General features: G+C 72.2%; 20 protein-coding genes, 2 tRNA genes and 1 pseudogene. 10 read left to right on the top strand and 13 right to left on the bottom strand.

Annotated elements, in window-relative coordinates; translation table 11 throughout:
• Window position 1 precedes the first annotated feature (1 nt).
• Window positions 2-1,414 (bottom strand): 3-isopropylmalate dehydratase large subunit, encoded by a 1,413-nt coding sequence (gene leuC, locus NOCJ54_RS0113630; RefSeq protein ID WP_028655930.1) that lies wholly within the window; start codon window positions 1,412-1,414, stop codon window positions 2-4.
• Window positions 1,415-1,514: 100 nt separating this feature from the next.
• Here leuC and NOCJ54_RS0113625 point away from each other — a divergent pair, with 100 nt between their 5' ends.
• The gene (locus tag NOCJ54_RS0113625) at window positions 1,515-2,237 is read left to right on the top strand and encodes an IclR family transcriptional regulator (RefSeq protein ID WP_028655929.1); all 723 of its coding nucleotides are present in this window, start codon (window positions 1,515-1,517) and stop codon (window positions 2,235-2,237) included.
• A gap of 31 nt (window positions 2,238-2,268) precedes the next feature.
• On the opposite strand, the gene NOCJ54_RS0113620 is transcribed toward NOCJ54_RS0113625, so the two are convergent.
• Window positions 2,269-2,748, bottom strand: a complete 480-nt coding sequence (locus tag NOCJ54_RS0113620) for a methylated-DNA--[protein]-cysteine S-methyltransferase (protein WP_051485840.1) — start codon at window positions 2,746-2,748, stop codon at window positions 2,269-2,271.
• An 8-nt stretch (window positions 2,749-2,756) separates the two neighbouring features.
• Window positions 2,757-4,244: a DNA-3-methyladenine glycosylase 2 family protein gene (locus NOCJ54_RS0113615; RefSeq protein ID WP_028655927.1), complete on the bottom strand. Its 1,488-nt coding sequence runs from the start codon at window positions 4,242-4,244 to the stop codon at window positions 2,757-2,759.
• 96 nt (window positions 4,245-4,340) lie between these two features.
• Between NOCJ54_RS0113615 and NOCJ54_RS25805 the strand changes: the two genes are divergently transcribed.
• Entirely contained in the window at window positions 4,341-4,808 is a 468-nt protein-coding gene (locus NOCJ54_RS25805) for a hypothetical protein (protein WP_051485839.1), read from the top strand.
• A 75-nt stretch (window positions 4,809-4,883) separates the two neighbouring features.
• Here NOCJ54_RS25805 and NOCJ54_RS0113605 read toward each other — a convergent pair.
• From NOCJ54_RS0113605 to NOCJ54_RS0113585, 5 genes are all read right to left on the bottom strand, one after another.
• Window positions 4,884-4,959, bottom strand: a tRNA-Glu gene (locus NOCJ54_RS0113605).
• A 178-nt stretch (window positions 4,960-5,137) separates the two neighbouring features.
• Window positions 5,138-5,212 (bottom strand) — tRNA-Gln (locus tag NOCJ54_RS0113600).
• Between the two features lie 45 nt (window positions 5,213-5,257).
• On the bottom strand, window positions 5,258-6,238 hold the full coding sequence (locus tag NOCJ54_RS25800; protein ID WP_051485838.1) for a CPBP family intramembrane glutamic endopeptidase: 981 nt from the start codon (window positions 6,236-6,238) through the stop codon (window positions 5,258-5,260).
• A complete protein-coding gene (gene gltX / locus NOCJ54_RS0113590; RefSeq protein WP_028655926.1) occupies window positions 6,225-7,712 on the bottom strand; it encodes a glutamate--tRNA ligase in 1,488 nt (495 codons plus the stop codon). Before gltX ends, NOCJ54_RS25800 begins: the two co-directional genes overlap by 14 nt.
• Window positions 7,709-8,521, bottom strand: coding sequence for a fumarylacetoacetate hydrolase family protein (locus NOCJ54_RS0113585; protein ID WP_028655925.1), 813 nt, complete (start codon window positions 8,519-8,521; stop codon window positions 7,709-7,711). The genes gltX and NOCJ54_RS0113585 overlap by 4 nt, the downstream gene beginning before the upstream one ends.
• A 32-nt stretch (window positions 8,522-8,553) precedes the next feature.
• On the opposite strand from NOCJ54_RS0113585, the gene NOCJ54_RS0113580 reads away from it, so the two are divergent.
• Window positions 8,554-9,432, top strand: coding sequence for a hypothetical protein (locus tag NOCJ54_RS0113580; RefSeq protein ID WP_051485837.1), 879 nt, complete (start codon window positions 8,554-8,556; stop codon window positions 9,430-9,432).
• Window positions 9,433-9,462: 30 nt separating this feature from the next.
• On the opposite strand, the gene NOCJ54_RS0113575 is transcribed toward NOCJ54_RS0113580, so the two are convergent.
• On the bottom strand, window positions 9,463-10,449 hold the full coding sequence (locus tag NOCJ54_RS0113575; RefSeq protein WP_028655923.1) for a hypothetical protein: 987 nt from the start codon (window positions 10,447-10,449) through the stop codon (window positions 9,463-9,465).
• Between the two features lie 169 nt (window positions 10,450-10,618).
• Here NOCJ54_RS0113575 and NOCJ54_RS0113570 point away from each other — a divergent pair, with 169 nt between their 5' ends.
• Window positions 10,619-11,158 carry a YaeQ family protein gene (locus tag NOCJ54_RS0113570; protein ID WP_028655922.1) on the top strand — a complete coding sequence of 180 codons (540 nt, stop codon included), beginning with the start codon at window positions 10,619-10,621 and terminating at the stop codon, window positions 11,156-11,158.
• Window positions 11,159-11,258: 100 nt separating this feature from the next.
• Here the strand turns inward: NOCJ54_RS0113570 and NOCJ54_RS0113565 are convergent, their stop codons facing one another.
• Genes NOCJ54_RS0113565 through NOCJ54_RS0113555 form a run of 3 tightly spaced genes read right to left on the bottom strand, consistent with a single transcriptional unit; the run spans window position 11,259 to window position 13,869 of the window.
• Window positions 11,259-12,110, bottom strand: coding sequence for an amidohydrolase family protein (locus NOCJ54_RS0113565; protein WP_028655921.1), 852 nt, complete (start codon window positions 12,108-12,110; stop codon window positions 11,259-11,261).
• Between the two features lie 15 nt (window positions 12,111-12,125).
• The gene (locus NOCJ54_RS0113560; RefSeq protein ID WP_028655920.1) at window positions 12,126-12,857 is read right to left on the bottom strand and encodes an SDR family NAD(P)-dependent oxidoreductase; all 732 of its coding nucleotides are present in this window, start codon (window positions 12,855-12,857) and stop codon (window positions 12,126-12,128) included.
• A gap of 1 nt (window position 12,858) precedes the next feature.
• A complete protein-coding gene (locus NOCJ54_RS0113555; RefSeq protein ID WP_028655919.1) occupies window positions 12,859-13,869 on the bottom strand; it encodes an LLM class flavin-dependent oxidoreductase in 1,011 nt (336 codons plus the stop codon).
• Between the two features lie 29 nt (window positions 13,870-13,898).
• Here NOCJ54_RS0113555 and NOCJ54_RS30335 point away from each other — a divergent pair, with 29 nt between their 5' ends.
• The 5 genes and pseudogenes from NOCJ54_RS30335 (at window position 13,899) to NOCJ54_RS0113530 (ending at window position 20,898) form a co-directional block, all read left to right on the top strand.
• Complete coding sequence (locus tag NOCJ54_RS30335; RefSeq protein WP_332248994.1) at window positions 13,899-14,873, top strand: LysR family transcriptional regulator; 975 nt, start codon at window positions 13,899-13,901, stop codon at window positions 14,871-14,873.
• 145 nt (window positions 14,874-15,018) lie between these two features.
• Window positions 15,019-16,317, top strand: a complete 1,299-nt coding sequence (locus NOCJ54_RS0113545; protein WP_028655917.1) for an HNH endonuclease signature motif containing protein — start codon at window positions 15,019-15,021, stop codon at window positions 16,315-16,317.
• Window positions 16,318-16,451: 134 nt separating this feature from the next.
• A pseudogene (locus NOCJ54_RS30725) lies at window positions 16,452-16,913 on the top strand (ATP-binding protein); the annotation flags it as partial.
• Window positions 16,914-18,418: 1,505 nt separating this feature from the next.
• Window positions 18,419-19,333 carry a helix-turn-helix domain-containing protein gene (locus NOCJ54_RS30720; RefSeq protein ID WP_442937338.1) on the top strand — a complete coding sequence of 305 codons (915 nt, stop codon included), beginning with the start codon at window positions 18,419-18,421 and terminating at the stop codon, window positions 19,331-19,333.
• 53 nt (window positions 19,334-19,386) lie between these two features.
• Window positions 19,387-20,898, top strand: a complete 1,512-nt coding sequence (locus tag NOCJ54_RS0113530) for a flavin-containing monooxygenase (protein WP_028655915.1) — start codon at window positions 19,387-19,389, stop codon at window positions 20,896-20,898.
• On the opposite strand, the gene NOCJ54_RS25795 is transcribed toward NOCJ54_RS0113530, so the two are convergent.
• Window positions 20,856-22,205 carry an MFS transporter gene (locus NOCJ54_RS25795; RefSeq protein ID WP_051485836.1) on the bottom strand — a complete coding sequence of 450 codons (1,350 nt, stop codon included), beginning with the start codon at window positions 22,203-22,205 and terminating at the stop codon, window positions 20,856-20,858. The two genes, NOCJ54_RS0113530 and NOCJ54_RS25795, sit on opposite strands and share 43 nt — an antisense overlap.
• A gap of 157 nt (window positions 22,206-22,362) precedes the next feature.
• Between NOCJ54_RS25795 and NOCJ54_RS0113520 the strand changes: the two genes are divergently transcribed.
• Complete coding sequence (locus NOCJ54_RS0113520; RefSeq protein ID WP_028655914.1) at window positions 22,363-23,253, top strand: helix-turn-helix transcriptional regulator; 891 nt, start codon at window positions 22,363-22,365, stop codon at window positions 23,251-23,253.
• Window positions 23,254-23,271: the final 18 nt, after the last annotated feature.

The raw sequence follows: 23,271 nt of genomic DNA, 5'->3' as shown, positions 1-23,271 counted from the left end.
TTCAGACCGTGGCCGGCACGAGGTCGGCGGGCGAGGACAGCGTGCCGCGGATCGCGGTCGCGGCGGCGACCGGCACGGACACCAGGTGCGTGCGACCGCCCTTGCCCTGCCGGCCCTCGAAGTTGCGGTTGGACGTCGACGCGCTGCGCTCCTGCGGGGCGAGCTGGTCGGGGTTCATGCCCAGGCACATCGAGCAGCCCGCACCACGCCACTCGGCGCCGGCCTCGATGAAGACCTTGTCGAGGCCCTCCTCGATCGCCTGGTTGCGCACGCGAACCGAGCCCGGGACGACGAGCAAGCGCGTGCCCTCGGCGACCTTGTGGCCCTTGATGATGTCGGCGGCGAGGCGCAGGTCCTCGATCCGGCCGTTGGTGCAGGAGCCGACGAAGACCGTGTCGACCTTGATCTCGCGCATCGGCTGGCCGGCCTCGAGGCCCATGTACTCCAGCGCACGCTCGGCCGCGATGCGGTCGGAAGGGTCCTCGAAGTCCGTGGGGTTCGGGACGGCGCCGCCCAGCGGCACGCCCTGGCCGGGGTTCGTGCCCCAGGTGACGAAAGGCGTCACGTCGGCCGCCTCGATCACGATCTCCTTGTCGAAGGTCGCGTCGGGGTCGGTCGCCAGGGTGCGCCAGTGCGCGACGGCCGCATCCCACTCGGCACCCTTCGGGGCCTCGGGCTTGTCCTTGATGTAGGCGAAGGTGGTGTCGTCCGGCGCGATCATGCCCGCCTTGGCGCCCCACTCGATCGACATGTTGCAGACCGTCATCCGGCCCTCCATCGAGAGCTCCTCGATGGCCTGTCCGCGGTACTCGACGATGTAGCCCTGGCCGCCGCCGGTGCCGGTCTGCGCAATCAGGTAGAGGATCAGGTCCTTGGCGGTGACGCCTGCCGGCAGGCTGCCGTTGACGGTCACGGCCATGGTCTTCGGCCGGGCCTGCGGCAGGGTCTGCGTGGCCAGGACGTGCTCGACCTCCGACGTACCGATGCCGAAGGCGATCGCGCCGAACGCGCCGTGCGTGCTGGTGTGCGAGTCGCCGCACACGATGGTCATGCCCGGCTGGGTCAGGCCGAGCTGCGGGCCGACGACGTGCACGATGCCCTGCTCGACGTCACCGAGCGGGTGCAGCCGGACGCCGAACTCCGCCGCGTTCTTGCGCAGCGTGTCGACCTGGGTCTTGCTCACCGGGTCGGCGATCGGCTTGTCCCAGTCGACCGTCGGGACGTTGTGGTCCTCGGTCGCCAGGGTCAGGTCCGGGCGACGCACCTTGCGACCGGCCAGGCGCAGGCCGTCGAACGCCTGCGGGCTGGTCACCTCGTGGATGAGGTGGAGGTCGATGTAGAGGAGGTCCGGCTCTCCCGGGGTCGACCGGACGACGTGCTCGTCCCACACCTTCTCCGCCAGGGTCCTGCCCATGACTCGCTCCTCCTCGTTCGGGTCGTTCCCGGCACCTCTGCCGGGAACCGTGAGCAAGCCTACGCTTGCATCCCAAGATCCGAGACGGCAGTATTGCCATATGGACAACTCGAGCGGCGTCGGAGTTCTCGACAAGGCGGCCCTGGTGCTGACGGCACTGGAGTCCGGCCCGGCCACCCTGGCAGGCCTCGTAGCGGGCACCGGCCTGGCCCGCCCCACGGCCCACCGCCTCGCGGTGGCTCTCGAGCACCACCGGCTCGTGGCACGCGACATGCAGGGCCGCTTCGTGCTCGGCCCGCGGCTGGCCGAGCTGTCGGCCGCCGCCGGCGAGGACCGGCTGCTCGCGACCGCCGGCCCGGTGCTGGCGCGGCTGCGCGACATCACCGGCGAGTCCGCCCAGCTCTGGCGCCGCCAGGGCGACCACCGCGTCTGCGTGGCCGCTGCCGAGCGGCCCTCGGGCCTGCGCGACACCATCCCGGTCGGCTCGCAGCTGACCATGCGCGCCGGCTCCGCAGCGCAGGTGCTGCTCGCGTGGGACGACCCCGAGCGGATCCACCGCGGCCTGCAGAACGCCGCCTTCTCCGCCGCCGAGCTCTCCGCCATCCGTCGTCGCGGCTGGGCGCAGTCGGTGGGCGAGCGCGAGCAGGGTGTCGCCTCGGTGTCGGCCCCGGTCCGCTCCCCCGGCGGCAAGGTGATCGCCGCGGTGTCGGTCTCCGGCCCGCTCGAGCGCCTCTCCCGCCAGCCCGGTCGCATGCACGCCCCCGCGGTCCTGGCGGCGGCCGAGCGGCTCTCGGAGTCGCTGCGCCGCGCCGCCGCGGAGTGATGCCGGCCGAGCCGGTCCGGGACCTGTCGGCCTAGAAGAGCGCCTCCTGCTCGAGCCCGAGCAGGGTCTGCTTGCGGTCCAGCCCGCCGGCGTACCCGGTGAGCGTCCCGTTGGCGCCGATCACCCGGTGGCACGGGATGACGATCGGGATCGGGTTGGCGCCGTTGGCGACGCCCACCGCGCGCGAGGCCGCGTTGGTCTTGCCGAGGCGGCCCGCGATCTCGCCGTACGACGCGGTCTCGCCGTAGCCGATCGCGAGCAGCTGGCCCCACACCTCCTGCTGCCACGGCGTGCCCACGGGCGCGAGCGGCAGGTCGAAGGTGGTGCGCTCGCGGGCGAAGTACTCCCCGAGCTGGCGCGCCGCCTCGACCAGCAGCGGCTGGTCGTCGGCACGGTCGCCGCGCGGGCGACCGTCGTGGTCGCGGAACGGGAAGAACTCGATCGCGGTGATCGCTCCGTCGCGCTCGACGAGGCGCAGCGGCCCGACGGGCGACTCGATGACGGTCCACATGGTGCTTCTCATTCTCCTCGTGGGTCGGACAGGGAGGTCCACAGGTGCAGCAGCGCGTACGACCGCCAGGGCCGCCAGCGCTCGGGGTCGGCCGGCGGCCGGCCGGCGAGCGCGTTGCGCACGCCGACGTCGGTCGGCAGCCAGACGTCGGGGTGGCCGAGCGCCCGCAGCGCGATGTAGTCGGCCGTCCACGGGCCGATGCCCGGCAGCGCGAGCAGCTGCTCGCGCAGCTCACCGCGGTCCGGCCCACGGTCGAGCACCAGGTCGCCGTCAGCCAGTGCGGCGGCCAGGCCGGTGAGCGCACGGCCCCTGGCGCGGGGCATCCGCAGCGACGACGGGTCGAGCGCAGCGACCGCCGCTGCAGCGGGGAACAGGTGGGTCAGGCCGTCGACGGTCGTCGTGACCGGCCGACCGTGCCCGGCCACCAGCCTCGCGGCCGCCGTGCGCGCGGCGACGACGGTGACCTGCTGGCCCAGGACGGCCCGCACGGCGACCTCGCCGCCGTCGACGTGGCCGGGGACGCGCAGGCCGGGGCGGGCCGCGACGAGCGGTGCCAGCGCCGGGTCGGCGCCGAGGTGGGCGTCGATCGCCACCGGGTCGGCGTCGGCGTCGAGGAGCGCCCGCATCCGGGCGACAGCGGCTGCGGTGTCGCGCAGGTCGTCGAGCACCACCCGCAACGGGACGTACGACGTCCCGGCGCCCTCGAGGTCGGCGAGCTCGACGCGGGCCGTGCCGGGCCCGTGCGGCAGGTCGAGGGTGCGGGCGTACCAGCCCGACCCGTCGGCGCCGACCTCGGCGACCTCGACGCCGGGGACGGCGCGGTCGGCGAGGAAGCGCAGCAGGTCGGAGCCGCGGAAGGGCGTGCGGACCGCGATGCGCAGGTCGGTGCCGCCGGCGGGGCGGGCGCGCCAGGACCGGCGTCCGCGCAGCTCGCTGGGCGAGGCGGCGTACACCTCCTGCATGGTCTGGTTGAACTGGCGCACGCTGGAGAAGCCCGCCGCGAACGCGACGTCGGTGAGGCTGAGGTCGGTGCTCTCGACGAGCGCACGGGCGGTCTGGGCGCGCTGGGTGCGGGCGAGCGCGAGCGGCCCGGCGCCGAGCTCGGCGGTGAGCAGGCGGGCCAGGTGGCGCGAGGTGTAGCCCAGTCGCCGGGCCAGGCCCTCGACCCCCTCGCGGTCGACGACGCCGTCGGCGATGAGCCGCATCGCGCGGCCGGCGACGGTCGCCGCGACGTCCCAGTCGGGGCTGCCGGGCGTGGCGTCGGGCAGGCAGCGCTTGCAGGCGCGGTAGCCCGCGGACTGCGCGGCCGCGGCGGTGCGGTGGAAGCTGACGTTGGCCGGGGCCGGCGTCCGGGCCGGGCACGACGGGCGGCAGTAGATGCCGGTCGTGCGGACCGCGGTGTAGAAGACGCCGTCGAAGCGGCGGTCCCGCGACTGCACCGCGGTGTAGCAGCGGTCGAACTCCAGCTGCGCGTCGGCGGTCGCGGTGGTCTCCATGGCTCCATCCTGCACGCACACACCGACAGCGACTGGCGGAAATCGGACACGGCAGCACCTGGTGCGCGGCGGCCCTCCTTCTGCCACGCTGTCGCCATGGCGGAGACCCACGGCCCCGGCGGCCCCCTGAACCCGCTCGACCTGCTGCTGAAGTCGCAGCAGGCCGCGCTCCGGCTCACGTCCGAGGTGCTGCGGACCGTGCGCGACACGGCCGTCGACGCGGTCACCCAGCCCGACGAGCTCGCGAAGCAGGTCGGCGAGCTCGCCGGAGCGGTCGCCGGGATGGCCACTGCCGTCACGGGGATCGCCGGCGCGACGGCCCAGCCGCTCCAGGACTTCATCGGCCGCCAGCGCGAGCTCGCGGACACCGTGCACACCCTCGCCGAGGCCCAGGCCGAGCTCGCCGGCGTCGTCGCGTCGCTCGCCGAGCGGCACGCCGAGGCGGTCGCCGCGCTGGAGAAGCTCACCGCGCCGATCTTCGCCGTCGTCGGCACCGAGCCGACGCCGCCCAGGACGCGGGCGGCGAGGAAGACCGCTGCGGCCAGGGCGTCGCGCCCTGGCTGAGAGCCTGGTCCCTCGGGCCTTCGCGACGCAGAAATGCAGCGAGGCCCGGTCCTGGTGGACCGGGCCTCGGCTGGTTGGTACCCCCGACCGGATTTGAACCGGCGTTACCGCCGTGAGAGGGCGACGTCCTAGGCCGCTAGACGACGGGGGCACGCTGTCTTCGGCCTGTTGGCCTCGACAACGAGAAGAACTGTAGAGGATCCCCGTCGCAGAGGCCAAATCGGGGTGCCTCCCCGCTCCGGACGGCGCCTACGGGGCCTCGACCGGGCCCTCGACCGGGCTGGAAAACAAGAAGAGCCGGGCTGCTGCCCGGCTCCTGCTTGCTGCTGTGGCTGGTCTACTAGGACTCGAACCTAGACTAACTGGACCAGAACCAGTCGTGCTGCCAATTACACCATAGACCACTGCTGGCGGCTCCGGTCCGCGGAGGACCTGAACCGGCAGAAACATTACACGCGGCCGCGCCGCGCCTCCAAAATGGCCCCACTCGTGCGGCTCCGCACGCCCGTCCGGCGGGCGACCCACAGGGTCAGGCCGAGGTAGGACAGCGACTGGACGAGGGTCACCGGGACCGTCCACCAGGTGCCGTCGGTGGGTTGCAGGGTCTCGGTCATGTCGCCGAACGCGATGGCCAGGCCGAAGGCGAGGAAGTTGTTGAGGACGTGCATCGCGATCCCGGCCTCCAGCCCGCCGGTGAGCAGCACGAGCAGGCCGGCGACGACGCCGAACGCGAAGCGGTCGAAGAAGATCGGCAGGTCCTGGCCGGCGCCGTGGGCGACGGCGAACACCAGCGCCGGTACGACGACCGCGACCGTCGTGCCGACCCGGGCCGGCAACCGGGCGGTGAGCCCGCCGCACGCCTGGGTGAGGTAGCCGCGGAACGCGTACTCCTCCCCCGCCGCCTGGAGCGGGGTCAGCAGCACGACCACGAGCAGGAAGTCGCGGCTGGCGCTGGTCCAGGCGCTGGCGCCGTCGCCGAGGTCGACCGTGCCGGCGCCCTGGTCGGGCAGCACGGTCGAGACCGCCATGGTGATCGTCAGCGCGACGACGGCCAGGCCGAGGCAGGTGAGCAGCCACCGCCACCGCAGCCGGCCGACGACCGAGCCCATCCAGCCGGGCGTGAGGCGGTGCAGCAGGAACCCGACGAGGAAGACCGCGGGGATGGCCGCGGCCCACCCGAGGTTGACCAGCGCGAGGAAGGACGGGGTCGCGGTGTCGCCGGAGAGTTTGTCGGCGATCTCGTCGACACCGTCACCGCCGAGGGCGAGCCACAGCGTGACGACGACGCCGAGGACGACCTGCCCGACGACGAACAGCGCGACCAGGAAGACGATGCCCACCGGCTGGCGCCAGCCGCCGGGCGGGCCCAGCAGCTGGAGCCGGTCGTAGGTCAGCCCCGGCGCGGTGCGGGTGTCCTCACCCGAGGGCACGCTGCAACCGCCCGAGGCTCCGCTCGCGGCCGAGCAGCTCCAGGGACTCGAAGAGCGGCGGGGAGATGCGCCGGCCGGTGACGGCGACGCGGACCGGGCCGAACGCGTTGCGCGGCTTGAGGCCGAGGCCCTCGACCAGCGCGGCCTGCAGGGCGGCCTGGATCGCCTCGGTGGACCAGGTCGGCAGCGCCGCCAGGGCGTCGTACGACGCCTGGATGACGGGGATGCCGGCCTCTCCGATGACCTTCGCGGCGTCGTCGGGGTCGACCTCGAAGGCGTCCTCGTCGACGAAGAGGAACTCCAGCAGCGCGCTGGCCTCGCTGAGCTTGTTGATCCGCTCCGCGACGAGCGGCATCGCGAGCTCGAGCAGCTGCGCGTCGGCGTCGTTGACCGGGTCGCTGAGCACGCCGTCGGCCTTGAGGAACGGGATCACCCGGTGGGTGATGTCCTCGATGCTGAGCCTGCGCATGTGGGCCGCGTTGATCGCGTCGCACTTCTTGATGTCGAAGCGCGCCGGGTTGGCGACGACGTCGGTGATCTCGAACGCCTCGACCATCTCCTCGAGCGTGAAGACGTCGCGGTCGGCCGCGATCGCCCAGCCGAGGAGGGCGAGGTAGTTGAGCAGGCCCTCGGGCAGGTAGCCCTGGTCGCGGTAGGCCAGCGCGTGCGCCTCGGGGTCGCGCTTCGAGAGCTTCTTGTTGCCCTCGCCCATGACGTAGGGCAGGTGGCCGAACTGCGGGGTCGCCTTCGCGATCCCGACCTCCTTGAGCGCCTCGTAGAGGGCGATCTGGCGCGGCGTCGACGAGAGCAGGTCCTCGCCGCGGAGCACGTGGGTGATCTCCATCAGCGCGTCGTCGACGGGGTTGACCAGGGTGTAGAGCGGGTCGCCGTTGGCCCGGCAGAGCGCGAAGTCGGGGACGAACTCGGTCTCGAAGGTGACCTCGCCGCGGACCAGGTCGTGCCACGTGATCGAGCCCTCGGGCATGCGGAAGCGGACGATCGGCTTGCGTCCCTCGGCGATGAACGCCTCGCGCTGCTCGTCGCTGAGCTCGCGGCAGAAGCCGTCGTAGCCCTGCACCTTGGAGCCGGCGGCCTTGCGGCGCGCGGCGGCCTCCTCGTTGGTGCAGTAGCAGTCGTAGGTGCGGCTGCTCTCGCGCAGCAACGCCAGCGCGTCGGCGTACTTGTCGCCGCGCTCGCTCTGGAAGTACGGCGCGTGCGGGCCGCCGACCTCGGGGCCCTCGTCCCAGTCGAGGCCGAGCCAGCGCATCAGGTCGAGGATCGAGCGCAGCGACTCGTCGGTGCTGCGCTCCTTGTCGGTGTCCTCGATCCGGAAGACGAAGGTGCCGCCGTGGTGGCGCGCGAACGCCCAGTTGAACAGCGCCGTGCGGATCATGCCGACGTGCGGGCTGCCCGTCGGCGACGGGGCCATCCGCACCCGGACCGGCGTCGTCGTGCCCTGATCGGTCGTGCTCATGCTCGTGCTTCCACCTTGTTCGTGAGGGTGCCGAGGCCGTCGATCGAGATCTCCACCTCGTCGCCGACCTGCATGGGACCGACACCCTCCGGGGTGCCGGTGAGGATGACGTCGCCCGGCAGCAGCGTCATCACGCTGGAGACGTGGGCGACGAGTGCGGGGACGTCGAAGACCATGTCGGCCGTCGTACCGTCCTGGACGACCTCGCCGTTGAGGAAGGTCTGGACCCGGCGGCCCTGGTTGAAGTCGTGCGGGTCGAGGTCGGTCTCGATCCACGGGCCCAGCGGGCAGAACGTGTCGAAGCCCTTGCCGCGGGTGAACTGGACGTCGGAGCGCTGGAGGTCGCGTGCGGTGACGTCGTTGGCGATCGTGTAGCCGTGGATGACGTCGGTCGCCTGCTCGGCGGGGACGTCGCGGCAGATCCGGCCGATCACGACGGCGAGCTCGCCCTCGTAGTGCACGTTCTCCGACTGCTTCGGGTAGAGGATCGAGTCGCCGGGCCCGATGACCGTGGTGTTCGGCTTGATGAACATCAGCGGCTCGGCCGGCACCTCCCCGCCCATCTCGGCCGCGTGGGCGGCGTAGTTCTTGCCGATGCCGACGACCTTGCTGCGCGGCAGCACCGGCGCCAGCAGCCGGACGTCCTCGAACCGGTACTCCTTCTCGAGGAGCTTCACGCCGACGTAGAGCGGGTCGCCCGCGAGGCCGACGATGACCGCGTCGTCAGCAGGCTGGCCGTACTCGTCGAGGTCTCCGGTCAGGACGCCGTAGGCCGGCTCCTCCCCCGTGGTGAATCTGACGATGCGCACCCGGCGAGCCTATCGACCTAAGGTGGTCGGTCGTGAATGCGCAGGAGGTCGTGCTCGCGCCCGCGGAGTGGCGCGCCCGCGCTGCCGCGCACGCCGAGCGCGTCGACGGCTACGTCGCGCCGCACCTCGCCCGCCGCGAGGCGCACGTGAAGCACCCCGTCTTCGACTTCCTCTTCACCTACTACTCCTACCGCCCCGCCCAGCTGCGCCGCTGGCACCCGGGCGCCGGCGTGGTGCTGGAGGACGACGGCACGTACGCCGGGCTCAAGGGCTACGAGACCGTCCCGGGCGTCCCGGGCGGCGTGACCGTCGCGTCGTCGTACGTCGCGGCGCAGCGGCTGCTCGTCGAGTCACTGCACCGCCTGCTGAGCGCCACCGCCGCCCGCGCCCCGCACTTCGGCTGCTTCGGCCTCCACGAGTGGGCCATGGTCTACCGCCTCGCCGAGGACGAGACCCGCCACGCCGACTGGCCGCTGCGCCTGGGCCCCGCGGGCACGGACGCCGTCGTCGAGGGCCACCGCATCGCCTGCTCCCACTTCGACGCCTACCGCTTCTTCACCGCCCCGGCCCGCCCCCTCAACACCCTGCGCCCCGGCCGCGACGACCGCCCCGACTTCGAGCAGCCCGGCTGCCTCCACGCCGGCATGGACCTCTACAAGCACGCCTTCCGCCTGTCGCCGATGATCTCCTCCGACCTCGTCGCCGACTGCTTCGAGCTCGCCTGGGACATCCGCGTCATGGACATGCGCGCCGCGCCCTACGACCTCGCCGACCTCGGCTTCGACCCGGTCCGCGTGGAGACGGCGGAGGGGAAGGCGGCGTACGTCGAGGCCCAGCGCGGGTTTGCCGAGCGCGGTCGGCCGCTGCGGGCGAGGCTGGTCGAGGAGTGCGAGCGCCTGCTGCGGCTCTGACACTGACAACCCGGCGTGCTGCACGTCTCGTCAGACGTGCAGGAGCCCCTGGGCGTGGAGGACGATCGCCGAGAGGACGACGACTGCTGCCGTCGCCGCTGCGAGGACGACCCTGACGCCGCGCTTCACGTCCATCACCAGGCTTCCCGTGCGCGGCCCGCGGCCTCTCCGCGGACCTCGCACGTCGTCCCACACCGGCGATCCGACCACGGTCCCGGCAAGGCCCTCGATGAGGTTTCGCTGCTTCTCCCAGCGACGGTCGGAGCCGGAGGCCGCTGACCTCATCGAGAGCAGGTACAGGTGGCTCGCGTCGATCTCGACGTCGTAGTGACGCCCGACCTCCTCGAACGCCCGCACCACGTCGGCGGTGAAGAACCTGCGTGCGACGTGCTCTCCGCCTTCGGCGACGAACAGGCGGAACCGGCGTCCGCCCCCGACGTCGACCAGCTGCGACCGGTCCCAGTGCTCCGGCGTCAGGCGGATCCCGAGGAAGCTGCGGAGGTGCCCGAAGTCGAGGACCATCTGAGGCATGCGCTCGGGCAGCTCGATGACGGCGTAGGCGTGCCGCCGCTCGACCAGCTGCGCCCTGGGGTGCGCAGAGGACGACAGCAGGTGACCTATCTCGATCCGGGTGCCGTGCGCGCCGTACCTGACCACTCCGAAACGACGCGGCTGGTCGCCGTGACGGAAGGGCGTCGCCGTGTAGCCGCGCGCCCCGTCCGCCACTGGCGTGAACCGACCGCCAGCGCGCAGGACGAAGGCCTCCAGCCGGTCGACCGAGGCGGGCGTGAACCGCACGACCTGCCACAGGCAGAACACGGACAGGAACGCAGCCGGCACGCCCACGACCAGGGGTCCGGCCACCAGCTCGTCGAAACGCATCTCCGCCAGCCCCATGCCCAGCCCCGTCAGCGCCGCAGCCGCCGCCGTCCCGCGTGGGCCACGCGCGAGGGCAGCGAGCTCGTCCCGCGCGCCGTCGTCCGCTGCTGACTCGTCGACCTGGTCGTCGTGCGTCACAGCAGCCCCTTCGCCCCTGGTCCCGTCTCCCCGGGCTCGCCCGAGGCTGTCGCCCGACCGTCCGGGCCGGCACCGGCCCGCACGTGGATGACCGACTCTAGGCGCTTCGGAGAAGGACCGGGCCTCGACCATTCGACGCGGGGACGCGTCCTGGGCCAGCATGACCCGCATGGCGGCCGGCGCGACGATGCACACCTTCGAGATCGAGCTGGCCGACACCGATCGCGGCGTCTACGAGCAGCTCACGCTGCGCGCCGCGCGGCACCCGTCGGAGACCGAGGCGTACCTCGTGACGCGCGTGCTCGCATACTGCCTCGAGCACGAAGACGGCATCGCGTTCAGCGAGGGAATCTCCGCGACCTCCGACCCAGCGGTTCTCGTGCGCGACATGAGCGGGAAGCTGCTGGCCTGGATCGAGGTCGGAGCACCCGATGCAGCGCGCCTCCACGCGGGCAGCAAGGCGGCCGAGCGCACGACCATCTACACCCACCGAGACCCGGCCAGGGTCCTGGCGCAGTGGGCGGGTGCGAAGATCCACCGCGCAGACGAGATCGTCCTGCACAGCTTCGAGCCCGGGTTCATCGATTCCGCCGTGGCGGCCCTCGAGCGCCGCAACGCGCTCACGCTGACCGTCACCGAGCGGCACCTCTACCTCCAGCTGAACGGGGCGAACCTCTCCTCGGCGATCCACGACCAACCGATCCGCTAGTCGCGCGGCCCCGCCCCGCAGCCAGACACCGGCGCAGTGGCCGGAAGAGGGGACGCTCGGGCCGATCCTGCTCAGGCCGATCCTGCTCAGCCCGATCTCATCACGCGGTGGACCAGTAGACGCGGCGGGCGTTCTCGCCCCAGAACTTGGCCTGCTCGGCTTCGTCGACCTGGCCCACGACGACAGAGAAGGTCTCGAGCATCTGCCCGTGGGTCCCTCCCATGGTCTCGATCGGCAGGTTGGACCCGAACGCCACCCGGTCCCAGCCGAGCTCCTCGATCACGGTGTCGAGCCACGGTCGGAGGGTGGCCTCCGTGGTGTCGCGGGTGACCATGCCGAGCCCGGTCAGCTTGCAGAGCGCATCGGTCGACGCAGCGAAGTCGTGGATCGCCGTCGTCCACGCGGCCCGGGCATCGGGGTCGGTCCCCGTGGGCCACCCCGTGTGCTCGAGGACGACGCGAAGGTCGGGGAACCGCTCGAGCGAACGCAGCCAGGCAGTCATGCCCTCCGGGTTCGTCACGAGGTCGAACACGAGGCCACGCTCCTCGAGCCAGCGCAGGATGGTGTCCGCGGCGTCCGTGCCCGGCTCGAGGCCGTACAGGACCCGCAGTCCTCGCAGCCGGGAGCTCTCAGCCTGGGTCTCGAGGTCGGCCACGATCTCGTCCCGGGCCAGCGTCGGGTCCACCGTGGCGACGATCGCCAGGTCGAGGTCGTTGTCGTCAGCCAGCTGGTCGACCCACCGGGTCTCGGCGAGGTAGGCCCGAGGCAGGGTGGTGGCCGACACGTGCACGAACGCGTCCACCGACCTGGTGTCCCCCTCGCGGTAGTCGGGCAGCAGGAAGTCGGCGTACAGCTCCGGGAAGTCGATGGCGTCGGCCCAGACCTTCAGTCCGGGGTACCAGTCGTGGTTCGTCACGTCGATGAGGTGCATGTGGGAGTCGACGATGGGCATGGGTCCTCCTGGTGGTCAGTGCATGGTGATTCCGCCGGAGACGCTGAGCGTCTGTCCGGTCACGTAGGTGGATTCCGGGCCGACGAGCCACAAGATGGCTGCTGCGACCTCGGTGGGAGTGGCCAGGCGCCGCAGCGGGACGGCGCCCACGAGTCGCTCGAGGTACCCCTCGTGGTCGGCAGTGGCGCTGTCGACCATCTGTCCCTCGATCGGGCCGGGCGCCACGACGTTCACCCTCGCGCGGTGGCGCGCCAGCTCACGCGCCAGGGACTTCGCAGCACCGATGAGGGCCGCCTTGGTGGCGGAGTACGCCACCTCGCGCCCGGCCCCTGCCCGGGCGGAGTCCGAGCTGACGAAGACGATGGCCGACTCGGGCCTCCGGGTGAGGGCGGGCAGGAGCGCCTGCGTGAGCAGGAGCGGGGCACGCTGGTTGACCCGGTACATGACGTCCCACGCCTCGGTGTCGGACGTCGCGAAGGGCTCGACCCGGGCAATTCCCGCGCAGTGGACGAGCCCGACGTGCTCGACGTCGCCCGACGCACACCGCTCGACGACGTCTGCGGCGAACTCCCGCACCTGAGCATCGTCGACCAGGTCGAACGTGGCCGCACTGACGTGGGGTCCGGATGGCTCGTCTGGAGGCACCACGTCGGCCGCGACGACGTCGTAGCCCGCGGCAGCTGCGCGGGTGACCACGGCCGCACCGACGTCACCCCGGGCGCCGGTCACGACGAGGACCCGGTCCACGTCACCACGACTTCAGGGTGGGGAGCACCTGCTCGGCGAAGCGCTGGAGGTTCTCCATTCCCTCGCCCCGCAGGTCCATGCCGGGGTGGGGACCGAACAGCACGAGGTCGGTGAGCCCGAGGTCCTTGACGAACGGCTCCAGCACGGCCAGCACGGTGTCGGCGTCGCCGATGAGCTCGTTGGCACGGTAGGCGTCGGCCGCCGGCTCGAGCCCGTAGTCGAGGTCCGGGTCGCCGAACTCCGAACGGATCTTGCGGTAGTAGTCCCAGCGGTCGAAGTACAGGTACTGGTTGCGGGCCCAGACCTTCTCGGGGTCCTCGTCGGTGACCGTGATGCTCCAGGGGTTCGAGACCCTCGTGGAGCCGGGCTCGTGCCCGGCAGCGGCGAGCGCCTCGTGGTAGGCCGCGTGCACGGCCGGGTCCACCGAGGCACCCGCCAGGTTGGCTCCGTGCCGACCCGCCCGGGCAGCCGCGGCCGGCGTGGTGGCCGCGACCCACAGGGGCGGGTGCGGCTGCTGCAGCGGGGTCGGCTGGACCCGGAGGCCGGGGATGGTGAAGTACTTGCCCTCGTGCTCCACCGGCTCGCCGGTCCAGCCCTTCTTGAGCAGCTCGATGGCCTCCTCCATGCGGGAGGGGCGCGTGCGGGGGTTCAACCCGAACGCGACGTACTCAGCGACCCGGTGGCCGCTTCCGATCCCCACGTCGAGGCGGCCGCCCGACAGCTGGTCGAGGACCGCCGTCTCCTGGGCGAGCGCGAGCGGGTGGTGCAACGGCGCCACGTAGATGTACGAGCCGATCCGCGCCGTCGACGTCCGGTGGATCAGCTCGGTCAGGAAGATCGGGATGGAGGGTGCATAACCGTCCTCGCTGAAGAAGTGCTCCTGGACCAGGAGCGAGTCGAAGCCGAGCTGCTCGGCCTGTTCGAAGGTCCACAGGCAGTCCTCCCACAGCTCCGTCCAGGACTGGGTGCGGTGTGGCGACGCCTTCATCTCGAGCGTGAGTCCGACTCGCATGATTCCTCCTTGACTCGGGGAACCAGTCTCTGGTCGGACTGCTCCAGACCGCCAACACCAAAGGCAGTGGCGATCTAGCATCTCGATGTTATGGATCTGTCGTTGCGCGACCTCGAGTACGTCCTCGCCATCGCGGAGGAGCGGAGCATCTCGCGAGCGGCACAGCGTCTCCACAGGCGCAGCCCGCCCTCAGCCAGTCCCTCCAGCGGATGGAGCGACGTCTGGGCGCCCGCCTCTTCGAGCGCACGAGCCGGCGAGTGGCACCGACCCCGGCCGGAGAGGTCCTGGCCAAGGCCGCGGAGTCGATTCTGGGTGACGTCCGCCGGGCAGTGGAGAGGACGAGGGTCACAGCAGGCCTGCCCGGCGTCCTCCGCATCCACGTCAGCGAGCCTTCGCTGCTCACTCCTCGTCGCATCCTCGCGGCCGCCCGGGCGAACGTGCCGCAGGTCGCGATCCACCAGACCACCCTTCCGCGTGCGGACGTGGCACGGCAGCTTCTCGCCGGGGACCTGCACCTCGCCATCGGCGGCAGGTTCCGCCGACCGGGGCTCAGCAGCATCTACGTGAGGGAGGAACGTGTCGGTGCGCTGGTGGGCAGTCGGCATCCGCTCGCCGAAGCGCCCTGCGTGACGGCAGCGGACCTCTCCCTCTTCCCGATCTTGTCGGTGGACGAGGAGATGAGCTCCTGGAACGACTGGGTCCTCCGCTACCTCGCGGAGCACGACCTGGGTCCGACGTGGACCAGGGAGGTGATCTTCGGCCTGAGCACGGGCGGCGACATCCTGCACGACCAGCAGAGCGTGCTGCTGACCCTGGAGTCCGTGGGTCGGGACTACCTCGACGGCCTGGTGTGGAAGCCGCTTGAACCGGCCCGGACTGTCCCGTGGTTCATCACCTACAGCGACGAGGAGCTGTCCGCGAGTCCGGCGGTGGCCACCGTGCTCCGTGTCACCGAACGCCTGGCCATCGACCAGGGCTGGACCGCGAGCGAGAACGTCCGGTGAGCCGAGCACGTCGGCGTCACGGCGCGGGCGCGGGTTGGGGCGAGCCGACAACGATGATCACCAGCCAGCCTGCCTCGTCCACAGGCGCTTTCGTCGCAGGTCTTCTGCGGACGTTTGTGTCGGACCCCTGGTGTTGGGTGGGGTCATGGTCACCGATCGGGCGGTGGCGGAGATGACCGCCAACCAGGTCCTCGACTTCGTCGAGGACCAGCACGCGGTGCGCCAGCAGGCCGAGCGCGACATCCTCCGCGCCGCCTACCAGTGGGCCGTCCTGCACAACCCCGACACCCTCCCGGTCCACGACAAGCGCGGCCGCGACCGCGCCAGGCCCGCCGGGGCCGAGGGCACACCCAGGATCACCGAGTACGCCGCCGCCACCTTCGGCGCCCGCATCCAGACCAGCCCCCTCGGTGCCAAACGACTCATCGCCGACGCCGTCGACCTGCACCACCGACTCCCCAAGCTGCAGGCCGGCATCGACGCCGGCACCGTCCGCGTCCGCCACGCACGCCACGTCGCCGAGGCCACCCGCGACCTCACCAGCGACGAAGCAGCCTGGGTCGACCACGAAGTCCACGAGGTCGCCGACGGCCGGCTGCCCTGGACCCGGTTCGAGACCCTCGTCGAGCCCAAGATCACCGCCGCCGCCCCCGAGCTCGCCAGGGCGAAGGAAGAAGCCGCCGAGAAGGACCGCTTCGTCCGCATGTCCCGCGTCAATCGCCACGGCATCGCCACCCTCACCATCCGCGACCACGCCACCGTCATCCTCGCCGCCGACACCGCGTTGAACGCCGTCGCCACGAGCCTGGAGGAGACCCTCCCGGACGTCAGCAAGGTCGAGCGCAAGCTCGCCGCGTTCGCCCACCTCGTCAACCCCGACACCCACCCCGACCTCTCCGTCGGACCGGTGAAACCCAAGGTGAAGATCTACCTCCACCTCACCCCCGACTCCCCCATCGCCAGGTTCGAGGGCCACGGCCCCGTCACCACCGCATGGGTGCGCAAGACCATCGCCCACGTCGCCGGCAAGGTGCAGGTCCTGCCGGTCATCGACCTCAACCAGACCATGGCCGTCGACGCCTACGAGATCCCCCGACGCCTGCGCGAGATGGTCCACCTCATCCACCCCGCCGACGTCTTCCCCTACGCCGTCAACACCTCGCGCAACGTCGACATCGATCACCAGGAACCCCACAGCGAAGGCGGGCCCACCAGCAGCGACAACCTCGCCCCACTCACCCGCACCCACCACCGCATCAAGACCCACGCCGGCTGGCAAGCCCGACAACCCTTCCCCGGGATCACGATCTGGCGCGATCCCCACGGGGCCCACTACCTGGTCGACCCGACCGGCACACGACGCATCACCCCCACCCGGGGCGAGCAGACACCCACGCCCATGGAGATCCACGGCACCCGGCTGCTCCTCGACTGGGCCGCCTGACGGTCCCGGCGCGGGCCACTGGCCACGCTGACACCGGATCCGGGGTCATCCAGCTGATTCCGGGGTTGACAGGGACCCCGGCCACTTCTTCGGTTTCCCGGACGCTGGAGGTCGAGCGCGACTAGGGTGCCCGCGTGGGACGCTCCGGGGATCTCGTGGGCCTGCTCGAGCGCACCACGGAGTCCGCGGCCATCGACGCGCGTCTCGACTCCGCGGGCGACGGTGCCGGCGGCATCGTGCTGCTGCGCGGTCCCGCCGGTGTCGGGAAGACCGCCCTGCTGCATGCCGCCCGGGAGGCTGGCCGGAGCCGCGGCATGCTGGTCCTGTCAGCGCGCGGGGCGGACTTCGAGCAGGACTTCGCGTTCGGTACGGCGCGGCAGCTGTTCGGCCGCCTGGTCAACTCGTCCGACCCGGAGGCCCGCGCGAGCCTGCTCGCCGGACCTGCTGCACCGTGCCGCTCGCTCTTCTCCCCGGATGCCTCGCGCGCCGCCTCGGGCGAGGAGTCGCCGGCGGCCGTGGTCGAGGGCATCGCGTGGCTCGTGGACCACCTGTCGGCCGAGCACCCCCGCGGCGTGCTGCTGGCGGTGGACGACATCCAGTCCTGCGACCGTGCCAGCCTGCGCGCGCTCGCCCGCCTCGCCCTCGGGCTCGAGGACGTGGGCGTGGTCATCGCCCTGGCGCACCGGCTCGACTCCAACGACCGCAACGGGGACCTGATCAGCTGGCTGGCGGCGGATCCTCGTGCGCGGGTGGTCGAGCCGCCACCGCTGACTGCCCAGGCGGTCGGCCAGCTGGTGCGCTCGCACCTCGGGAGCACGTCGGAGGAGCTCACCACGGCGTGCCGCGACATCACCGGCGGCAACCCGTTCATGGTGGGCGAGCTGCTGGCGGCGCTGCGCTCCGAGGGCCTCCCGGCCGACGCGGCAGGCACGATCGACCGGGTCAGGGAGCTCGTCCCCGACGCCGTGCTGCGGTCGGTGGCGGCCCGGTTGAGCCGCCTCGGGAAGCCGGCGGGGCGGCTCGCCCACGCCGTCGCCGTCCTCGGCCCGGACGCCCTCCTCGACGACGTCGCGTCGCTCGCCGGCCTGCCGCCGGGCGACGCCGTGGAGGTGGTGATGACGCTCGTGGACGAAGGCCTCCTCGCTGACGGGGAGACCCTGGCGTTCCGGCACCAGCTCGTCGCCTCGGCCGTGGAGCGCGACATGACGCCCGTGCTGCGCACACAGCTGCACAGCGACGCCGCGGCGCTGCTGCGCTCGCGCGGCGCTCCCGACGAGCGGGTGGCGGCGCACCTGCTGGCGGTGCCACCCCGCGGGGACGCGGAGGTGGTGGCGGTCCTGCGCCGCGCCGCGGCGGCCGCGATGGGCGCCGGAGGACCGGACGGCGCCGTGCCGCTCCTGCGCCGGGCGCTGCTCGAGGTGCCCGGCGACGACGACCCGGCCGTGGTGCTCGAGCTGGCGCGCGCCGAGGCGGCAGCCGGCGACCCCGCCGCGCGCGACCGGTTGCAGCAGGCCCTCCCCCTCGTGTCGGACCCGCGCGAGCGGATCCAGCTGATGCGGGACCTCACCCGACTGCAGTTCATGAACGAGCACCACGCCGCAGCAGCCCGGGTCGCCCGCCAGGCCTGGCAGCTCGTCCCGGACGACGACCCGCTCTCCCTCGACCTGCTCGCCGAGTACATCGCCACCGGGGGCTACGGCTCCGGGACCATCGACACGGCGATCAGGAGCGAGACGGAGGATCTGGCGTCCAGGCTCGCGCAGAAGTACTTCGCCGGCGAGATGCCGCCCAGCCCCGGGCTGGCGGTCCAGGTCGCCAACATGCTCGCCGGCATGCGGGGGCGCCGCGCCGACGTACGGCGCCTGATCGAGACCGCGGTGTCGGACGGACCACTCGACGGGATCCCGCGCTTCGGCCTCGCTCCGATCTGGGCGACCCTCGCACTGGTGGCGGTGGACTGCCTCGACCTCGCCGGCGACATCGCCACCCGGGCGCGTCCGGCGGCCGAGGCCCGGCGGTCGATCCACGCCCTCGGGACCGCAGCCTTTTCCTCGGCCATCGTGTCCCTGGAGCGGGGCGCCCTCGAGCAGGCCGAGCGCGAGTGCGCCCGCGCCGTCGAGCTGACCCAGTCCGCGGTCCCGGCGACCTTCCCGTGGAGTGCCGGGATCCTCGCCAGCGCCCGGCGGTTGCGCGGCGACCTCGAAGGAGCCCGCCGGGCGATCCAGCTGGGCGAGCGGACCGACCCGGACGGCTACACCTTCGGCATCGTCGTGCACCACCGGTCGCTCCTCGCCCTGGCCGAGGGCGACGACGAGCAGGCGCTGGCCGACGCCTACGCCGCGCGGGACCGGCTCTCCCACTACGGCATCGCCGACTACGCCCTCATGCCCTGGCGGCTCCCGGCCGCCGCAGCGGCCCACCGCCTCGGGCGACAGGACGAGGCGCTCGGGCTCGCGGACCAGGAGCTGACGCTGGCCCGTCGCGCGGGAGCACCGCGGTCGCTGGCCGCCGCGTTGCTCTGCCGCGCGAGCTTCGAGCCGGGTGCTCCGGACGAGCTGGACCTCATCGAGGAGGCGGTCGCCGTCGCGGCGACGTCGGACGCCCTGCTGGCGCGTGCCCAGGCCGCCTACCGCTGGGGAGCGGGCCTGCACCGCGCCGGCGCCACCGGGCGTGCGGTCGAGGAGCTGAAGGACGCCCACCGGCTCGCCGTCACCTGTGGCGCCGACCCGCTCGCGGACCAGGTCCGCCGGGTCCTGCGCTCGATGGACGTGCGGACGCGCAAGGCTGCCCGGTCGAGCCGGGACGGGGCGCTCAGCCGTTCCGAGCGCCGCACCGCTGCCCTCGCGGCACTCGGCCACAGCAACCGCAGATCGCCGCCCGGCTCCACCTCACGATCTCCACCGTGGAGTACCACCTCACCCACGCCTACCGGAAGCTCGACATCACCTCGCGTGCCGAGCTCCCGGGCGCCCTGCGGTCGCTGGGCCTGCTCGACGAGCCCGAGGCCGCCAGCTGACGGCCCCTCACTGACGGCAGCCCCGGGGCCGAGCCCTCGGGTACCGTCCCGGCATGGGGAACAAAGTCCACGACGCCGTCATCGTCGGCGCCGGCTTCGGCGGCATGGGGGCCGCGATCCAGCTCCAGCGCCTCGGGTACGACGACCTGGTGATCCTCGAGCGCGAGGACGACCTCGGCGGCACGTGGCACGTCAACCGCTACCCCGGGCTCGCGGTCGACATCCCGAGTGCGACGTACTCCTACTCCTTCGAGCCGAACCCGCACTGGTCGCGGCTGTTCGCGCCCGGTGCGGAGCTCAAGGCCTACGCGGTGCACGTCGCCGAGAAGTACGACCTGCGCCGCCGCATGCGCTTCCGCACGGTCGTCACCGGTGCGCGCTGGGACGAGGAGACGTCGACGTGGCACGTGGCCGTCGAGGGTGGCGAGACCGTGGTCGGACGGTTCCTGCTGACTGCGACCGGCTTCCTGTCGCAGCCGCGGCTGCCGGACATCGACGGCATCGAGGACTTCGCCGGCACCGTCATGCACACCACCCGCTGGGACGACGACGTCGACCTCGAGGGCAGGCGGATCGGCGTGATCGGCACCGGCGCGACCGCGGTCCAGCTGGTCCCGGAGCTGGCGGAGGTGGCGGACCACCTCACCGTCTACCAGCGCACCCCGATCTACGTCAGCCCCAAGCTCGACGGCCCGGTGCCCGGCCTGGTCCGGGCGGCGTTCGCGCGGCTGCCGCTGACCCAGAAGGCCGCACGGCTGGCGGGCACCTCGCTGCTCGAGGTGATGATGGTCGCCGGCGTCCTGCACTTCCGCGACCTGCCGGCGGCCAACCAGCTCGGCAAGCGGGTCTGCGAGGCGCACCTGCGCCGGCAGGTGAAGGACCCGGAGCTGCGGGCGAGGTTGACGCCCGACTACGACTTCGGCTGCAAGCGGCCGACGTTCAGCAACACCTACTACCCCACGTTCACCCGGCCGCACGTCGACCTGGAGACCGCGACGATCGACCACGTCGACGCCGACGGGATCGTCACGGTGGACGGGCGCCGGGTGGACCTCGACGTCCTCGTCCTGGCGACCGGCTTCAGCCTGTGGGAGACGAACTTCCCGGCGATCCAGGTCGTCGGCCGCGAGGGCCGCGACCTGGGCCGCTGGTGGCGGGAGACCCGGTTCCAGGCCTACGAGGGCATCTCGGTCCCGGGTTTCCCGAACTTCTTCTGCCTCAACAGCCCCTACTCCTACTCCGGGCTGTCCTACTTCACGACCATCGAGACCCAGATGGCGCACCTGGCGCGCCTGCTGACCGCGATGGCCCAGCGTGGTGCCGACGTCGTGGAGGTCACCGAGGAGGCCAATGCCGCCTTCCTCGACCGGATGACCGGCCTCCTCGGCAACTCCGTCTTCAACGCCGGCAGCTGCTCGACCGCCCGCAGCTACTACTTCAACCAGCACGGTGAGGCAGTGCTGCTGCGGCCGACGTCCACGCTGTCGGCGCACCGCGAGGCGGTGCGCTTCCCGCTGGAGGACTACACGTTCGCGGCGACCGGGGTGCCGGCCGGCGCGTCCTGAGCAGCCGAGTCGTCCATGACCCGGTGCCGGGTCTCGGCCATCAGCAGGACGCAGACCACGCTGAGCGCGCCGAACGCGGCGAGCATCCAGCCCACGGCGCCGGTGTTGCCGGCCTCGACGAAGTCGGAGGCCAGGTACGGCGCCGTACCGCCGCCGATGACGCCGGCGAGGTTGTAGGCCATGCCGGCACCGGTGTAGCGGTACTCGGTGCGGAACATCTCCGGCAGCATCGCGCCGGCCGGGCCGTAGGAGACCGCGAAGATCGCCAGGGTGCCGAAGAGGCCGGCCGCGAAGGCCACCGGGGTGCCGATGTCCAGGATCGGGAAGAGCGCGAAGCCCCACGGGATCGCGACGAGGCAGGACGCGAGGACGACCTTGCGGCGGCCGAAGCGGTCGCTGTAGACGGCCGAGAGCGTGATCATGATGCCGAAGACGACGGCGCCGACGACGCCCATGGTGAGCACGGTGGCGCGGGACAGGCCGATGGCCGTGGTGCCGTACGACGTCAGGAAGGCCGTGCCGATGTAGAAGAACGCGAACAGCATGGCCAGGGAGCCACCGCCGAGGAGGATCTCCTTCCACTGGTTCTTCAGCGCCGCGGTGAGCGGGCCCTGCGTGCTGGCGCGGGTCTGCTTCTTCTCGCGGAACATCGGGGTCTCCTCGACCTTCAGCCGCACGTAGAGGCCGATGAGGACGAGCAGCGCGCTGGCCACGAACGGGACGCGCCAGCCCCACTCGACGAACGCCGGGCTGGTCTCGCCGACGAGGCGGTTCACGAGGAGGAAGGTGCCGCTGGACAGGGCGAAGGCGATCGCAGGCCCGAGCTGCGGGAAGGCGGCGTAGAGGCCGCGCTTGTTGGGCGGGGCGTACTCCGCGGCAAGCAGGGTCGCGCCGGCCCACTCGCCACCGACGGCAAGACCCTGGAGGAAGCGCAGGGTCACCAGCAGGATCGGGGCCGCGACACCGATGCTGGCTGCGCTCGGCAGCAGGCCGATCGCGACGGTCGCGGCGCCCATGAGGAGCAGCGTGCTGATCAGGGTGCGCTTGCGGCCGAGCTTGTCACCGAAGTGGCCGAACCCGATCGCGCCCACCGGTCGGGCGATGAACGCGACGGCGAAGGTCGCGAACGAGGCGACGCTCGCCGCCGAGTCGCCGAGGGCCGGGAAGAACACCGTCGGGAACACGAGCGCGGCAGCGGTGCCGTAGATGAAGAAGTCGTAGAACTCGATGGTGGTCCCGGCGCAGCTCGCGAAGGCGACGCGGCGCATCGGGGTGGCCGGAGCCGGTGGGGTCGAACGATCGGTCATGGATCACTCCTCTGGTCGGACGTGGCGAGGAGTGTGAGCCGGGCCACAGGGGTCACGGGCCCCCCGAAGGTGGGGTGGGACACACCCCACCCCCGAAGGGGGGTAGGGGCCCGCGAGGGAATTGCCGGTGTGACTGTGCTCACCTACCGTGGAGGGCATGGCAACCGAGGTCATCCAGGAGGCGCCGTACGACGGCAGCCGGCTCCTGCGCGCTCTCGCGGACTTCCGGGCGGTCGGTCGCAGCGACGTCGCCTTCGGTGGTCCGGTCGTCAACGCGGGCGCCGCGCTCGACATCACCGGCCTCTCCGGCGCGAACACCCGGTCGCTGCAGGGCCTGCGGGTCCGCAGCGGCTACGGCCTCGGCGGCAAGGCGCTGATGATCGGCCGCCCGGTCTCGGTCACCAACTACTACGACGCCCGCGGCATCACCCACCAGTACGACGGCCCGGTCCGCGCCGAGCAGCTCGAGACGGTGACGGCGCTGCCGATCATGGTCGAGCGGGCGCCGCGGATGGTCGTCTACCTCGCCCATCGCACCCAGGTCGTCCTCGGTGACGTCTGGTACGACGCCTTCCTGCCACTGGTCCGCAAGATCGAGCGGGAGATCGCGGTCGACGACGAGGTACGCCGCCGCCTGCTGGCCCTCGGCCGGCTCGGCGCCGCACCGGCCGCCCCGGCTCCCCCGCAGGTACAGCTGACCCGCGCCGACCTGCGCGACATCTCCGACGAGCTCGCCGACCTGGCCAGCCTCGTCGAGAACGACGCGCTCCGCGCCCGCCTCGAGGAGGTGCGCCACCGCGTCGAGCGGGGCCGCAGCCCCGAGCGCACGCCCGCCGCCCGCAAGCCGGTGCCGACCGGCCTGGCCGCGCGGGAGGTCGACGTGCTCGCGCAGGTGGCGCTCGGCCAGAGCAACCGCCAGGTCGCCGAGTCCCTCGGCCTGGTCGAGAGCACCGTGAAGTCCTACCTCAAGAACGCGATGCGCAAGCTGCACGCGACCAACCGCGTCCACGCAGTGCGGCTCGCCCGCGAGGCCGGCGTCATCGACTGACCGGCCGCACGGTCCCGG

This window comes from Nocardioides sp. J54 (genome assembly GCF_000519005.1).
GTDB lineage: Bacteria > Actinomycetota > Actinomycetes > Propionibacteriales > Nocardioidaceae > Nocardioides.
This window is presented reverse-complemented; position numbering and strand designations above follow the sequence as displayed.

Coding starts and splice junctions, on each gene's coding strand:
- leuC (WP_028655930.1), bottom strand. CDS start 1,414: ATGGGCAGGACCCTGGCGGAGAAGGTGTGGGACGAGCACGTCGTCCGG.
- NOCJ54_RS0113625 (WP_028655929.1), top strand. CDS start 1,515: ATGGACAACTCGAGCGGCGTCGGAGTTCTCGACAAGGCGGCCCTGGTG.
- NOCJ54_RS0113620 (WP_051485840.1), bottom strand. CDS start 2,748: ATGTGGACCGTCATCGAGTCGCCCGTCGGGCCGCTGCGCCTCGTCGAG.
- NOCJ54_RS0113615 (WP_028655927.1), bottom strand. CDS start 4,244: ATGGAGACCACCGCGACCGCCGACGCGCAGCTGGAGTTCGACCGCTGC.
- NOCJ54_RS25805 (WP_051485839.1), top strand. CDS start 4,341: ATGGCGGAGACCCACGGCCCCGGCGGCCCCCTGAACCCGCTCGACCTG.
- gltX (WP_028655926.1), bottom strand. CDS start 7,712: ATGAGCACGACCGATCAGGGCACGACGACGCCGGTCCGGGTGCGGATG.
- NOCJ54_RS0113570 (WP_028655922.1), top strand. CDS start 10,619: ATGGCGGCCGGCGCGACGATGCACACCTTCGAGATCGAGCTGGCCGAC.
- NOCJ54_RS0113565 (WP_028655921.1), bottom strand. CDS start 12,110: ATGCCCATCGTCGACTCCCACATGCACCTCATCGACGTGACGAACCAC.
- NOCJ54_RS0113555 (WP_028655919.1), bottom strand. CDS start 13,869: ATGCGAGTCGGACTCACGCTCGAGATGAAGGCGTCGCCACACCGCACC.
- NOCJ54_RS0113545 (WP_028655917.1), top strand. CDS start 15,019: ATGGTCACCGATCGGGCGGTGGCGGAGATGACCGCCAACCAGGTCCTC.
- NOCJ54_RS0113530 (WP_028655915.1), top strand. CDS start 19,387: ATGGGGAACAAAGTCCACGACGCCGTCATCGTCGGCGCCGGCTTCGGC.
- NOCJ54_RS25795 (WP_051485836.1), bottom strand. CDS start 22,205: ATGACCGATCGTTCGACCCCACCGGCTCCGGCCACCCCGATGCGCCGC.
- NOCJ54_RS0113520 (WP_028655914.1), top strand. CDS start 22,363: ATGGCAACCGAGGTCATCCAGGAGGCGCCGTACGACGGCAGCCGGCTC.